15 protein-coding genes are annotated in these 15394 nt (G+C 36.9%); 5 read left to right on the forward strand and 10 right to left on the reverse strand.

Going from position 1 to position 15394, the window contains the following annotated elements; translation table 11 throughout:
• The 4 genes from V7149_RS11085 to V7149_RS26510 all read left to right on the forward strand — a co-directional run.
• A partial coding sequence (locus V7149_RS11085; RefSeq protein ID WP_335345689.1) for a lytic transglycosylase domain-containing protein occupies positions 1 to 625 on the forward strand: 625 nt, incomplete at its 5' end.
• Between the two features lie 224 nt (positions 626 to 849).
• Positions 850 to 1248 (forward strand): globin, encoded by a 399-nt coding sequence (locus V7149_RS11090; protein ID WP_335345690.1) that lies wholly within the window; start codon positions 850 to 852, stop codon positions 1246 to 1248.
• Positions 1245 to 2132, forward strand: coding sequence for a ClpXP adapter SpxH family protein (locus V7149_RS11095; protein ID WP_335345691.1), 888 nt, complete (start codon positions 1245 to 1247; stop codon positions 2130 to 2132). The genes V7149_RS11090 and V7149_RS11095 overlap by 4 nt, the downstream gene beginning before the upstream one ends.
• A 336-nt stretch (positions 2133 to 2468) precedes the next feature.
• A complete protein-coding gene (locus V7149_RS26510) occupies positions 2469 to 2618 on the forward strand; it encodes a hypothetical protein (RefSeq protein WP_438824028.1) in 150 nt (49 codons plus the stop codon).
• Positions 2619 to 2670: 52 nt separating this feature from the next.
• On the opposite strand, the gene pepF is transcribed toward V7149_RS26510, so the two are convergent.
• The 5 genes from pepF to spxA all read right to left on the reverse strand — a co-directional run bounded on the left by pepF (position 2671) and on the right by spxA (position 8793).
• Positions 2671 to 4488 carry an oligoendopeptidase F gene (pepF, locus tag V7149_RS11100; RefSeq protein WP_335345692.1) on the reverse strand — a complete coding sequence of 606 codons (1818 nt, stop codon included), beginning with the start codon at positions 4486 to 4488 and terminating at the stop codon, positions 2671 to 2673.
• A 113-nt stretch (positions 4489 to 4601) separates the two neighbouring features.
• The gene (locus V7149_RS11105) at positions 4602 to 5801 is read right to left on the reverse strand and encodes a competence protein CoiA (protein WP_335345693.1); all 1200 of its coding nucleotides are present in this window, start codon (positions 5799 to 5801) and stop codon (positions 4602 to 4604) included.
• Positions 5802 to 5905: 104 nt separating this feature from the next.
• A complete protein-coding gene (gene cls / locus V7149_RS11110; protein WP_335345694.1) occupies positions 5906 to 7423 on the reverse strand; it encodes a cardiolipin synthase in 1518 nt (505 codons plus the stop codon).
• A 56-nt stretch (positions 7424 to 7479) separates the two neighbouring features.
• Entirely contained in the window at positions 7480 to 8142 is a 663-nt protein-coding gene (gene mecA / locus V7149_RS11115; RefSeq protein WP_335345695.1) for an adaptor protein MecA, read from the reverse strand.
• A gap of 255 nt (positions 8143 to 8397) precedes the next feature.
• Positions 8398 to 8793, reverse strand: a complete 396-nt coding sequence (spxA, locus tag V7149_RS11120; RefSeq protein WP_335345696.1) for a transcriptional regulator SpxA — start codon at positions 8791 to 8793, stop codon at positions 8398 to 8400.
• A 558-nt stretch (positions 8794 to 9351) separates the two neighbouring features.
• Between spxA and V7149_RS11125 the strand changes: the two genes are divergently transcribed.
• Positions 9352 to 9537: a hypothetical protein gene (locus V7149_RS11125; protein ID WP_335345697.1), complete on the forward strand. Its 186-nt coding sequence runs from the start codon at positions 9352 to 9354 to the stop codon at positions 9535 to 9537.
• Between the two features lie 206 nt (positions 9538 to 9743).
• Here V7149_RS11125 and V7149_RS11130 read toward each other — a convergent pair whose 3' ends face one another.
• From V7149_RS11130 to V7149_RS11150, 5 genes are all read right to left on the reverse strand, one after another.
• Complete coding sequence (locus V7149_RS11130; protein ID WP_335345698.1) at positions 9744 to 10679, reverse strand: ABC transporter ATP-binding protein; 936 nt, start codon at positions 10677 to 10679, stop codon at positions 9744 to 9746.
• A 2-nt stretch (positions 10680 to 10681) separates the two neighbouring features.
• The gene (locus V7149_RS11135) at positions 10682 to 11749 is read right to left on the reverse strand and encodes an ABC transporter ATP-binding protein (protein ID WP_335345699.1); all 1068 of its coding nucleotides are present in this window, start codon (positions 11747 to 11749) and stop codon (positions 10682 to 10684) included.
• Positions 11750 to 11785: 36 nt separating this feature from the next.
• Complete coding sequence (locus V7149_RS11140) at positions 11786 to 12700, reverse strand: ABC transporter permease (RefSeq protein WP_335345700.1); 915 nt, start codon at positions 12698 to 12700, stop codon at positions 11786 to 11788.
• Between the two features lie 2 nt (positions 12701 to 12702).
• A complete protein-coding gene (locus V7149_RS11145; RefSeq protein ID WP_335345701.1) occupies positions 12703 to 13638 on the reverse strand; it encodes an ABC transporter permease in 936 nt (311 codons plus the stop codon).
• A 131-nt stretch (positions 13639 to 13769) separates the two neighbouring features.
• A partial coding sequence (locus V7149_RS11150; RefSeq protein ID WP_335345702.1) for a peptide ABC transporter substrate-binding protein occupies positions 13770 to 15394 on the reverse strand: 1625 nt, incomplete at its 5' end.

Below are 15394 nucleotides of genomic sequence, written 5' to 3' on the forward strand. Positions count from 1 at the left end.
ATTAAAAATTATGCTAGACTTGCAGGCACTAAAAAACTTTGACATTTCTCAAGCTTCTTCAGAAAATAGCCAAGTATTTCAGGAGCTGCTGAATCATTTATTACAAGAAACGAATTTGCCTGATTCAACTGTAAGTGAAAATCAATTTGAGAAGTTAACCAGTTATACCGATAACAGCCCTTCACCGGTGATAAATAGGCCATCACTGCCACCATTCATGCTTACTAAACTATCAGGTTCCGGAACGGACACAACTTTTGATGAAATTATTGAAAAAGCATCAGAGCATTATCGTATTCCAGCCAAATTGTTAAAATCAGTCATAAAGCAGGAGTCTAATTTTAATCCGTCAGCGATTAGCCATGCAGGCGCATCTGGATTAATGCAGCTTATGCCTGAAACAGCAAAGGAATTAGGTGTGAAAAATGTTTTTGACCCGCAAGAAAATGTTTTTGGCGGAGCGAAATATTTACGTCAAATGCTAAATAAATATGATGAAAATATTGAACTAGCTTTAGCAGCCTACAATGCTGGACCAGGAAATGTGGATAAACACGGTGGGATTCCCCCATTCAAAGAAACGATTAATTACGTTCGAAAAATTAAGAGTGCATTTCTGTCCTGAACTTACCTTCGTCTATTGCTTCAATAGACATTTTTTGTTGAAAAATTAAGGCAGACTGCCCCTTCAAAAAATTCCCTTGAAATTTTTTGAAAGCTATTTGTTTGAGTTAAAAATCACTCATTGATAGAATGAAAAGAGATTACTTGATCAATTGCTAATCATTTTTCATTATATCTGCTATTAGGCTTAACATTATATAACTCAAATAAGGGAGATTTTTTATTATGGTCGAGAAAATGCATACACCGTTCGATGCGATTGGAGAAGAGAAGCTCCACCTACTTGTGGAAGCTTTTTATCGTCGCGTGGGACAACATCCCGATCTCGTTCCTATTTTTCCAGATGATTTAACGGAAACGGCAAGAAAGCAAAAGCAANNATACTTGGGCGGCCCCCCATTATATACATCTGAACATGGTCATCCGATGCTTCGTGCCCGGCATCTGCCTTTCGAAATAACCGAAACTAGAGCCAAGGCATGGCTTTCATGTATGACAGAAGCAATGGATGAGGTTAAACTGGAAGGACAAATAAGAGAAGATTTTTATGCAAGACTCTTTTTAACTGCACAGCATATGATTAATACATCTGAAAATGAAATGATGAAAGGTGAGAACTTGTGAACAATCAGGAATCATTCGAATCAAAGTCGCCATCACCTCATTGTCATGGCAATGAGAAAAAGCCGCTTGAATTGTACTTGTTCATTGATCCTCTTTGTCCTGAATGCTGGGCCCTTGAACCCATCTTAAAAAAACTCATGATTGAGTATGGTCGTTATTTTTCCATTAAGCATGTCATAAGCGGAAGATTGTCGACATTAAATATAGGCAGAAAGCATAGCTACGAAAATATTGCTGAGCTTTGGGAAAAAACAGCAAGCCGTTCAGGAATGTCCTGTGACGGAAACCTTTGGTTTGAAAATCCCATTTCATCCCCGCATCTTGCATCAGTTGCAATAAAAGCTGCAGAGCTGCAAGGCAGAAGAGCCGGAATACGGTTTTTGCGAAAATTGCAGGAAGTGTTATTCTTGGAGAAGCAAAATGTCTCAAGCCTGGATGTATTAAGAGAGTGTGCAGAAAGTGTGGGCTTGGATGTAGCAGAATTTATTTCTGATATTCACTCTGATAGTGCTGCAAAGGCCTTTCAATGTGACTTAAAAATTACCGCAGAAATGGATGTACACGAAATTCCTACCCTTGTCTTTTTTAATGAAAATATCGAGGATGAAGGAATAAAAGTTACTGGTGTTTATCCTTATGAAGTGTATGAGCAAATTTTAGATGAAATGCTGGTAGAAAAGCCTGAACGCTCAGCTCCGCCTCCTTTAGAAATCTTTCTAAAGTATTTTAAATTTGTTGCTTCCAAGGAAATTGCGGTTGTCTACAATATGACGATCAATGAAGTAGACCGCGAAATGAAGAAGCTGCAATTAAAGCAAATAGTCGAACAAATTCCCGTTAAGTACGGTATGTTTTGGAAGTTTAATTCTTTAGATGAATTTTGAACTCATTTCTTATATCTCTATACCCAAAAAAAGACCATGCAAACTAATTTAGTCTGCATGGTCTTTTTTTATATATAATACGAAAAAAAGGGGATGGGAGAAATCTTTCACGGTCAAACAAGGGGTAGGTGTTTGTGTGTGATCAACTTCATGTCTGTAATATAACATGAATTTAGAGAGAGTACAATAAGTTTGTGCTTTTATTCACAATATTGTCAAATACAATACATAATAGATGGACAGTTGAATATATTGTAATAATCATTAGGCCTATCTTTAAGTCACTTAACAATCTAACAGGAGGAGTTCGAAGTGAAAAAGCTCCCTTTTGTTCTAATGTTTGTCTTTATATCTCTTTCCTTTATCTTAAATTTCTTCGCGCTTATGAAGATGTTTCCCCTTTATATAAGCTCACCGCTCTTATTTTTATCCATATTAATTCTCATTATCACGATTAATGACCGAAAGAAGTTTAAAGGATTTTGAATCTGTTATATAAAAGGAGAATGAAGTTTAGAACCTCATTCTCCTATTTTCATTATCCTAGCAATTTTTCCATTTCATTGAGCTTTTCTTCAAATACTTTACATGCATCCTCGACTGGTTTAGAGCTTGTCATATCTACCCCAGCTTTCTTTAGCACCTCTATAGGGTAATCGGAGCTTCCAGCCTTTAGGAAGTCAATGTAACGATCAACTGCCGGCTGGCCCTCTTCTAAAATTTGTTTACTTAATGCGGTAGCTGCACTAAAACCAGTCGCATATTGATAAACATAATAATTGTAATAGAAATGAGGAATCCGGGACCATTCTAATCCTATTTCCTCGTCAATGATTAGATTTTCCTCCCCAAAATATTTCTTATTCAGCTCATAATAATCTGTTGTTAATGCCTCAGCCGTAAGAGCTTCATTATTCTGGGCCTTTTGATAAATTAGATGCTCAAACTCTGCAAACATCGTTTGACGAAATACGGTGCCTCTAAAGCCTTCTAAATAATGATTTAATAAATAAATTCTCTTCTTATCATCATCCACTGTCTTTAATAAGTAATCGTTTAATAGCGCTTCATTGCATGTTGAAGCAACCTCTGCAACGAAGATCGAATAATTGCCATATGGATACTTTTGAGTTTTTCTCGTGTAATAACTATGAACAGAGTGGCCAAATTCGTGTGCCAATGTAAACAAATTATTTATATTATCCTGCCAGTTCATCAGTATATATGGATGCGTTCCATATGAACCAGATGAATAAGCACCGCTGCGCTTTCCTTTATTCTCGTAAATATCAACCCAGCGATTTTCAAAGCCTTCTTTCAATACGTTTAAATAATCTTCACCAAGCGGGGCTAAACCTTTAAGGATTAAATCTTTAGCTTCATCATACTTAACCTCCATTTTGATGTCTTTAACAAGCGGTGTGTAAAGATCATACATATGAAGCTCATTGACAGCAAGAACCTTTTGACGAAGCTTCACATAGCGATGCAGCAGATGCAGATTGTCATTAACTGTTTGAACAAGATTATCGTAAACAGATTCTGGAATATTATTAGCAGCTAAGGCTGAATGGCGAGCTGAGCTATAGTTTCTAATTCTCGCATTGAAATTATTCATTTTTACGTTTCCGCTTAATGTGCTTGCAAACGTATTGCGAAATTTTCCATATGTGTCATAAACAGCCTTAAATGCATCATGTCTTACCCTTTGATCTTCACTTTCAAGGAATCTGCTATAACGGCCATGTGTTACCTCAACCTCTTCCCCATTTTCATCCTTTATGGAGGGAAATTCCAAATCAGCATTATTAAGCATCCCAAATGTATTACTGGAAGCAGAAAACACTTCAGAAGCTTGAGCAAGCAATGCCTCCTGTTCAGCAGAGAGCACATGTGGACGCTGTAAATTTATTTCGTCTAACGATAGCCTGTAAAGCTGAAGCTCTTTCTTTTCCTCCAAGAAACCATTAATCTTTTCTTCATCAACGGCAAGAATTTCAGGAGCAATATAAGCCAGATTGCTCGCTGCCTGCGAATATAAATTCTTTATGCGGTCGTCCATGCCTTGATAATGAGAATTTGTTGTATCCTGATCATACCTCATATGAGCATATGTATAAAGCTTGCCAAGTCGTTCGAGTAAATGGTCCTGATATTGTAATGCCTCATATAATAAATTTGAACTTTCCCCTAATTTTCCTTGAAACTTACTTGCTCCAGGTATTAGTGCTTTTACATCATTGAATTCCTTGTCCCATGCTTCATCATTTGGGAAAATATCCTCTAGCTTCCAAGTGTACTCCACATTGATTTCACTTCTCGCGGGTAGCTTTTTAACAGCCATTTCACTTGCCATTTTCCATCCTCCATTCAATATTTCGTGTACCGAAAAAGGGTGCAAATTAATATTTCGCTTTACAATAATGAAATCCCTTCTATGTTCATTGTATTTCTAAATTGATATTTTTATCATACCCAGCTTAAACTCTTACTAATAATTTCCCTATACGATTGATAAAAAATTTTCTCACTTTCATTCTGGTTTCCTATTGTTTCATGCACGATAATCGGTTTAACCATCTTGAAAGAGTTTTGGCTTTCAGGCTGGAGTGTTTTTATTTTGACAAGTAAATCGATATATTCCTTCACCGCCATCAAGGCACTTCCCTTTCGAACTTGGGGAAGCTGTCTAATCTTTATCTCACGATTTCGCACTCTCCTTTTAAAGGAATGTAAAATTTGATCCATCGAAATCGATTTATATTGTTTTAGTACATCCATAAATAAGTAGCTTTGCCATTCAACAGCTGGCGTTTCAATAAAGGGTAAGTCAGGAACAGGTAAACCGATCTCAGGCGGAAGCAGAGAAGGTGTAAAGGAATGAGTATAAAGTTCTTTGAGGAATTTATTGTGGACGGACCCATATAGAGGAATCGTAATATTCTTTGCCTTTCTAATTTCTTTAATCCAATCTTCTAATCTACTTGAGCGCCTGCTTCCCGGATTTAGCAGATTTGATATAGGTGAGCTGTTTAAAGTCATTATAGAGAATTGTGCTAATGAATGTTTAACGGTAACGGGCATGATGTGTTGGATAAGGATGAGGTTGTCGGTAACTGGACAGTAAGCGGGAAGATGCCAAGTTCCAGATGAGCTTTTTGTTACGAATAAATAATCGAATCTCGAAAGTGCAACCAGATTATGACCTTTACGTTTAATATTTTTGCCAGCTGTGATCCATATAGGAGTAATATTCGCATGATAATAGCTTTCAGTTCTTTTGACGAAGAGTTCTTCTGGAATTGTAGAGCATTGATATTCTATCGCATATGAAACACCTTTATTCGTAAAGCCAATATCAGGCCTCTGAGCAATTTCCTTATAATATGGCTCTAGCTGAGGAGACAGCCCCTTCTCTTGAAGCCATTTATATAAGGCAAGCTTTCCCTTTAAATGATATTCGGATTCTCTTTCGTACTTTTCCGAGCAGACTGCTCCTTTTTCATGGGCAAAATGAGGAATTTTTATCGTGCCGACTTTTAATAGGACCCGCTCCTCACACTCTGGACAATAGAAGCTTTCAGATTTTCTTAACTCTCTAAGCATTTCATGACTATGATTACTTGCTAAACTAAACCATTCTCCTTGCTCTGTTTTTGAAACCAACAAAAAATCATCTCCCTTCTTTAAAGGCTACTATTCGACATATTACTTCATATACCTTTAAAATTTTCAGAAATAATAAAGGAGCTGACCTTTAAGGTGCAGCTCCTTTATAGAAATGGGGATAACAGTCTTGACGTTGATTCAATAATACGATAGCCAATCTTCCTATTTTTGAATTTCTCTAAATCTATTTCTTTGGAACATTGGATATCGTTTAGATATTCTCTTACAAGCTTGTCAGTACTTCTAGTGCGATATAAAAAAGCATTAACCTCGAAATTCAAATGAAAACTTCTCATATCCATATTAGATGTCCCAATGGAAGCCAATTCTTCATCAACGATGACAATTTTGCTATGCATAAAGCCTTTCTCATATTCAAAGATCTTTACACCTGCTTCTAGCAATTCTGGAAAATACGAACGTGACGCATAGAATACAATTCTTTTATCAGGATTCTTCGGTACAAGAAGTCTTACATCAATTCCGCTTAAAGCTGCTATTTTCAGTGCAGAAAATATATCTTCATCCGGAATAAAGTATGGCGAGGCAATCCAAACCGATTTTTCAGCTGAAGTAATCATGGAGAAAAAGATGTTTTTAATTACGCTCCATTCATTATCTGGTCCTCCAGCTATAAGCTGCACTCCGCCATGGATGCTTTCCTCCAAATCAGGAGATAAATACTCCGGAGACATGATGCTTTTGTTCGTCATATAATACCAGTCTTGGAGAAAAATTAATTGCAGGCTTCTTACAGCTTCTCCCCTCATTAATAAATGAGTATCGCGCCAAAATCCAAAGCTCTCATCTCGTCCTAAATATTCATCCCCAATATTTAACCCGCCTACAAATCCAATACTTCCATCTATAACGATAATCTTACGATGATTGCGGAAATTTATTTTACTGCTAAGAAATGGGAGTCTAACAGGTCCGAAGGGAATTATTTCGATGCCAGCTTTCTTTAGTTCATCAATATATTTATTTGATAATTTCCACGAACCAACTGCATCATAGAGAAAACGGACTTTAACCCCTTCGTGAGCCTTTTGGATAAGGAGATTTTTTATTTCTTGACCAATTTCGTCATGACGTACGATATAATATTCTAAATGAATGTGGTGAGTCGCTTCTTTTAAAGCTTCTAATATATGCTGAAAGGTTTCTTCCCCATTTGTTAAAACCTTTGTTTGTGTGGCAAAAGATATTGGACTATGACCTAAATTTTGGGCCAAATGAAAAAGTTTTCTTTGATGATCCCCCAACTGTTTCATTTTTTCCTCATTAGATGGATCAATCTCTCCTTCCACCCTTAAAAAAGCTTGTTTATCGAGAATGTATTTCTGTCTAAACATTTTTTCTTTCTTATAATTTCGCCCGAATAAGATGTAGAAAATGAACCCGACTAGCGGGAAACTTCCTAAAACAACAAGCCACGTCAAAGTTTGGGCCGGATGCCGATTTTCTAAAAATATGACAAAAGCAATAAATATCACTGACAACGACATCAAAATACTTATATAGCCTAAATATCCGCCTGTTTGCATGACATAATGATCGTAAAGATAAACAAGACCCACCATTATTCCTAGAAATAAGATAATTCTAACTGTGTTCTTCACCTTCTCACCTACCACTTGCCATAAAAAAAACCGATTTCAAACTGAAATCGGATTTTCTATTTAAAATACGATCTTAATTGTTCAAATACATCCTCAGCGATGATTAGTTTTCCATATTCCTCAACGCGATGAATGGTAATTTGTGTTTCGTTCCCATATTCCAATAAAATGGACAGCATATTGTCAACATCCTCTTCACTGAAGGCTTCCTCAGGAAATTCAACGAATAAATAGTACCTTCCCTCAAAGGAATATAACTTTGTTGGAATGGAATCAAGGCCATGCTGCTTGGATAGTGAAATAAGATCTTCAAAGTCTCTAAAACTCAAAAGAAAATCAAGATTTTCCTCATATTCTAATTCCTCATCCGAATTTGGATTAAAATGCTGATCAAGCAGTTCTTCTATTCGCTCATCAACAGGAATATCCTTTAATTTTTCATCTGGTACGGGCAATTCAAACTTTTGGCCATCCTTTGAAAGCTGGGCCTTAGTAACAAGAATTTCTAAACCTTTATCTAATGCCTGAACTTGAATCCATAATGGACCTTCCACAGTGAACTCTTCATCTTCATGGACTTCCTCCATCATTTCCCAAAAAAGTTCTTCGCTGCGTTCGCGGTTATACCAAATTTCATCGCGCTCAAAGCCTCTTTCTTCTATATCACCATAAGAAATATAAAACTTAACTGTATGATCATTTATTCTTTCAATTTCCATATTGCAACTCTCCCTTCCGGAGTAGGATATTGCACCTTGTACTTTTATTTTATGATAAAAAGGATATAAAGGGAATTAAAATGTCACAACTTTTTAAAAACCATTAAACACCCAATGCTTTAAAATTTGCACCTTATTAGGGTAAAACAAATTGTCCTAACATTTTAGCAAAATTCTTTCGCTTTCACAAACTTTATAGCTTTTCTAAAAATATATTAAAAGGACCCTCTTCATTAGAAAGAAGGCCCTGTCCTATTAATTTACTAAGCGCTGTGCTTCACGAAGCTGGAATGTACGGACTTTTCTAGGAAGAAAACGTCTAATTTCATCTTCGTTATATCCGACTTGCAGTCTCTTTTCATCAATGATGATCGGACGGCGAAGCAGACCTGGATTCTTTTTGATTAATTCAAATAAATCTTGAAGAGGCATCGCTTCTAAATTAACATCCAACTTCTGGAATGTTTTTGATCTCGTTGAAATAATTTCGTCTGTTCCATCTTCTGTCATGCGAAGGATTTCTTTTATTTCATCAATTGACAACGGTTCAGAAAAAATATTTCTTTCTTTATAAGCTATATCATGCTCTTCTAGCCATAATTTCGCTTTTCTGCAAGAAGTACAACTTGGTGAAGTGTATAATGTAACCATTTTACAAATTCACTCCCTTAAATTTAGACATATAATCAATATTAGATTGTTTATTTGTTTAATAATGAACATTAGCTAATCCGTAAATTACAATTACTTTAAAAAAGTAATTTATATTAATTATTATACACGAAGAATACGTGTTTGGATATATCTTTTTATAATTAGATTAAAGCCTAAAATATTCATTAAACAAATCAACTTTTCGCAAATCTAGTATATAAGACGAATGAAAATGAGAAAAGTTTCATAAAATTAATTATTTTTTCACCCGTCACATAAAATACACAATTTATGAATTATTATGGGACTTTGTAAATTGAATGATCTTTTCTATTCTCTAACGTAAACATACCCCCTTTATTAATTATTAAACCTTTCCAGGCCCCATTAATTCTCAATTAATGCAATTGAATTGAAAAAATTTAATAAAAATTAAGTGATATAATTTCCTTTTCCCCTTTTATTGCAGCCCATCTTCTAATACAATAAGAGTGTGGGGATATGATGCTTGTGGTTCGCTATTATCATGTAAAAATGGGAAATGGGGGGTTTACAATGACAGAATACATATTTGACTTAACAATTGTAGCACTTCTAGTAATTGGATTAACTGCTACACTTGGTGTCATTACAAATGGGCTTGGCGAAAAACTGTTTGGCGGAAAAAATAAAAATGAATTCGTTGATCAATGTGCAAAGTTCCAAACGGGCTGGAAAGCAGTTGGAGGAAAAAAGAAATAAAATCATATATAGATCGGAAAGAGACTGAAACTCAGTCTCTTTTTATTTTTTAATACTATAAATTAAACAAAAATTTTCAATAGTATTTTTAATTAATTTGTTGTATACTTTTAAAAAGAATTCTTTATTAAACAAAAGCGTAAAAGCGTAAAAGGTTTAGTTTTTCTTAAAAAGGAAAAACGATCTCATCCAAGAGATCGTTTTTATCATTTAGCATATTGCTCTTTATATTGTTTTTCTTCTTTTTCCGAGCAATACACGAAGTGTCCTGGTGTAATTTCTCGCATTTCAAGCTTTTCGTTATCACTATAGTTATGGACCTTCGGATCATATGAAATACGTTTGCGCGTACGCTCTGTATCTGGATCTGGAAGTGGAATCGCAGACAATAAAGATTGAGTGTATGGGTGCATTGGATTATTATATAGATCCTCCGCACTGGCAAGCTCAACAAGCTTTCCGAAGTACATAACACCAATACGGTCACTAATATATTTAACCATTGAAAGATCATGAGCGATAAAAAGATACGTTAATCCTTTTTCACGCTGCAAGTTTTTCAGTAAGTTAACTACTTGAGCTTGAATAGAAACGTCGAGTGCAGAAATTGGCTCATCGGCAATAATAAAGTCAGGTTCAACAGCCAATGCTCTTGCAATACCAATACGCTGTCTTTGACCGCCAGAGAATTCATGAGGATAGCGGTTAGCATGCTCTTTATTTAAACCAACCGTTTCTAATAGTTCATAAACTCTTTCCATTCGATCTTTTTTGCCTTTCGCTAAACCGTGAATATCAATTCCTTCAGCAATGATATCTGCAACGGTCATACGAGGGTTAAGTGAGGCATAAGGATCTTGGAATATCATTTGCATTTTTCGATTGAATTTCTTTAATTCTTTTGCTGATTTCCTGCCATGTACGTCTTCTCCATTGAAGAGAACCTGGCCATCAGTAGCATCATACAGACGAATAATCGTTCGGCCGGTAGTTGATTTTCCACATCCCGATTCACCAACAAGTCCCAATGTTTCACCTTTGAAAATGTCAAAAGTTATACCATCGACAGCTTTAACCATGTTAGGTTTCCCTACATTGAAATGCTGCTTTAAATTTTTTATTTCTAATAATTTTTCAGCCATGTTTATTTACCCTCCTTCACTAAGACTGGTTGTTTATATGTGGAGGATAATTTGCGCATCCGTTTTTGAACTGCTTCAGGCGGTTCTACCTTTGGTGCATCTGGATGAAGAAGCCATGTTTTTGCAAAATGCGTATCAGAAATTTGATACATTGGCGGTTCCTCTTCAAAGTCTATCGCAAGCGCATATTTATTTCTCGCTGCAAAAGCATCTCCTTTTGGAGGATTAGTTAAGTCTGGAGGTGTACCTGGTATTGCAGCAAGATCTGCTTTATCATCATTGTCTAAGCTCGGCATAGATGCTAGAAGCCCCCATGTATAAGGATGCCGAGGGTCGTAGAAAATCTCATCTACAGTACCCATCTCCACAATTTGTCCCGCATACATAACAGCTACTCGATCTGCTACGTTTGCAACAACTCCAAGATCATGAGTAATAAAGATAATGGACGTATCCATTTTGCTTTGTAAGTCTTTCATTAAATCAAGAATTTGTGCTTGAATCGTTACATCAAGAGCTGTAGTTGGCTCATCAGCAATTAAAAGCTTCGGATTTGCAGCAAGTGCAATAGCGATCATCGCACGCTGTCTCATTCCGCCCGAAAATTCGTGTGGGTATTGGTTGACACGTCTTTCCGGCATTGGAATACCAACTAGACTAAGCAGTTCCACTGCACGTGCTTTAGCAGCCTGCTTTGACATATTTTGATGCTTAATCAGACCTTCCATAATCTGATAGCCAATTTTCATTGTTGGATTTAGAGAAGTCATTGGATCCTGGAAAATCATACTGATTTCTTTTCCGCGGATTTTTTCCATTTGTTTATCTGTTTTTGGAACAATGTCTTCACCGTTGAAAAGAATTTGTCCACCAGTAATTTTTCCTGGAGGCATTGGAATTAATTTCATAATTGTCTGGGAGGTAACACTTTTACCGGACCCTGATTCACCAACAATAGCGAGTGTCTCTCCTTTATAAAGGTCAAAGCTAACCCCGCGGACTGCTTTCACATTTCCTCCATATGTTTGGAACGAGACTTCTAAATCTTTCACTTCAAGTATTTTTTCCATTTTCTCACTCCTTTGTCTAGCTCCCGCATTTCTAGTTTATTTGCGAAGTCTTGGGTCAAGCGCGTCACGTAACCCGTCCCCAATTACATTAAAGGCAAAAATCGTTAAACAAATAAACGTAGCTGGGAAGAATAAACGCCATGGATAATATCGTAAAGCTGGCAAACCGTCATTAGCCATTGTTCCCCAGCTGGCAAGAGGCGGTGTTAATCCAAGGCCAATATAACTTAAGAATGCTTCTGTGAAAATGGCAGATGGAACGGTTAACGTCATTGTAACCATAATTGGTCCCATCGCGTTTGGAATTAAATGTCGACCCATAATTCTTGTCGTGTTCGCTCCAAGTGTTTTCGCGGCTAGAACATACTCTTGACTTTTCAGTGATAATACTTGTCCACGGACAATACGCGACATATTGATCCAGCCAGTAATGGTCATTGCTAGAATCATTGTCCCAAGTCCTTGCCCTAGTACTACCATTAATAAGATAACTAGCAATAAGTATGGAACGCCATAAAGAATATCTGCAAAGCGCATCATAAATTCATCTGTGCGTCCGCCTTTATAGCCAGCGATTCCGCCCCAAATTACACCGATGAATAAATCAATAAGTGCAGCAGCAACTCCAATAAAGATAGAAATCCTGGCACCTTCCCAAGTTCTGACAAATACATCACGACCAAGATCATCTGTACCAAACCAGTGCTCAGAAGATGGAGGTTGGTTTTTATTTGCTAAATCGTTTGTCCGATAATCATATTCTGTCATATGTGGTCCAAAGGCCGCCATAATGATTAGTAAAAATAATAGAACTAATCCAAACATAGCAAGCTTGTTTTTTCGGAATCGGATGGAAACATCTTTCCAAAATGAAAGACTTGGCTTTGAAATTTTTTCGGCGTTTTCTAATTGTGATCCGACAAGTTGAAATTTATCTTTCGAAATCTGCATGTTTACTCTCCTTTCTTCCCGCCAGCAAGTTTGATGCGTGGGTCGATGAATCCGTATGCAATGTCAACAAGGAGAATAGATACAAGTAGCAATACACTATAGAAGACTGTTACACCCATAATAACTGTGTAATCGCGGTTTGTAATACTTGTTACGAAATGCGCACCTAAACCTGGAATACCAAAGATTCTTTCGATAACAAAGCTTCCTGTTAAGATTCCAGCAGTTAAAGGCCCCAAATACGTCACAACTGGTAAAAGTGCATTACGGATTGCATGCCTTACTGTAATAACTCCTTGACTTAACCCTTTTGCTTTTGCTGTTTTAATATAATCATTGCTCAATACTTCAAGCATACTCGAACGAGTCAGACGTGCAATAAATGCCATCGGTGTTGAACCTAAAGCTAAGGCTGGAAGAACAGTATGCATAAATGTTTCCCAGCGGGCAACAGGAAATAAGCCCAATTTAATTGCAAAAATGTATTGAAGAACGGATGCCATAATGAAGGATGGAACAGAGATTCCCAACACTGCTATGATCATAGCCGTGTAATCTGGCCATTTATTATGTCTTAATGCGGCAATAATCCCTAAAAGAACCCCGAACGCAATTGCTAGAAAAATTGCTTCCATTCCTAGCACGAATGAAACAGGGAAACCATCATTAATTAAATCGTTTACCGTTTGGCTTTTATATTTAAATGATGGGCCGAAATCCCATTTTGCCACTCTAAGTAAATATTCCCCGTATTGAGCATACCAAGGCTTGTCCAAACCATAGTGAGCATTTAGATTCGCTTCAATTTCGGGAGGCAGCTGTTTTTCAGATGTAAATGGGTTTCCGGGTGCAATGCGCATGAAGAAAAACGTTGCAGTTACGATCAGCCACAAGGAGATTAACATGTACAGTAAGCGTTTTCCAATATATTTAGCCATTGACTAACACCTCCAATTTTTTCTTTGTCAAATAGAAAAGCGTAAGCGCCATTTTCAGGCGCAACAGCAAAACAGAAAACTAAGGTATACAGGGAGATACCCCCATATACCTTAAGTTTAATTACTTATTCTTATTCAAAATAAGCCCATTTATATTGTACATCACCTAAGCCAGATACAACAACATCTTTTAGTTTTGGATCTTGAACCCAGTTGTTCGTGTAGTAATAGATTGGAGCGATTGGCATTTCATCCATAAAGATAGCCTCAGCATCCTTTAACATTTGTTGACGAACTTCTGGATCTCCTTCAGTAGCAGATTTTGCAAGTAATTCTTGATATTCTTTGTTTTCCCATCCAGTATCGTTGTTTCCGCCATTAGCGTCACGGAACATTTCAAGGAAGTTGATTGCATCGTTGAAGTCACCTAACCAGCCCATACGAGCAACTTGGTAATCAAGTGAATGTACTTTATCAAGGTATACAGCCCACTCTTGGTTATCAAGATTTACTTCTACACCAAGGTTGTTCTTCCACATATCTTGAATTGCTTGAGCAATCTTTTGATGTGCTTCAGAAGTATTGTAAGAAAGTGTTACAGCAGGAAGCTCAGAAGGATCTTTAAGACCCATTTCTTCTAATCCTTTTTGTAAATATTCTTTTGCTTTTTCTACATCATTGTCATTGAAGTAGCCTTTTTCATTTTCTTCAAACATTGATGGCGGTACAAGTGCCATAGCTGGCTGCTGTTCACCTTGAAGGATGTTGTCAATAAGTTCTTGACGGTTAATTGACAATGCAAAAGCTTTACGGATATTTACATTGTTAAATGGTTCAACTGTAGTATTGAACTTGTACTTGTAAACACCAGCGATTGATTGTGTAGTTAAACGGCCTTCGTCTTTAAGAGCTTGCATTGCATCAGTTGGAAGCGCACCTGTTGGAGCACCAGCCCAATCAAGCTCACCATTATCAAACATAGATAATTCTGTATTTGGATCATTGATCATGATCATTTCAATTTTGTTTAGTTTTACTGCGTCTGCATCCCAATAAGTTTCGCTCTTTTCAAGAACGATTTTATCACTATGAGCCCATTCAGTCATTACGAAAGGTCCGTTAGTTGTATAGTTTTCACCAGCATCATTAGCCCAATTTGGGTTTGCTTCGGCAATTTTGCTGTTGAATGGAAGGTAAGTATAGAACGCTGTTAACTCTAAGAAGAATGGAGTTGCGTTTTCAAGAGTAACTTCAAGAGTTTTCTCATCTAAAGCTTTAACTCCAACTTCATCAAGTGAACCGCCAGCAGTGTTAGCTGCTTCTCCACCTTTAATGTAATAAAGCTGGTATGCATACTCTGATTGGTTGTTTGGATCTAGAGCCCATTTCCAAGCAGCTTCGAAGTCATTTGCAGTGACAGGATCTCCATTTGACCATTTTGCGTCACGAATTGTAAACGTGTATACTTTTTGGTCATCAGAAACTTTTACATCTTCTGCCATTGCATTTTCTGGCTTCCCATCTTTTCCAATACGTGTTAAGCCTTCAAGAGTTTGGCGAAGCACTGTTCCAGAAGTAGAGTCTTTGGCAAGTGCCGGGTGTAACGATGGTGGTTCAGTATTAATATTAACTCTTAATTCTTGCGGTACATCAGACTTACCTGCGTCTTTATCTCCGCCTTTGTCTCCACTGTCAGCATTATCTTTTCCTCCGCAAGCAGCAAGGAACATACTTAGTACTAACAGCATGCTAAAAA

Source organism: Bacillus sp. JJ1503 (genome assembly GCF_036965125.1).
Classification (GTDB): Bacteria; Bacillota; Bacilli; order Bacillales; family Cytobacillaceae; genus Cytobacillus.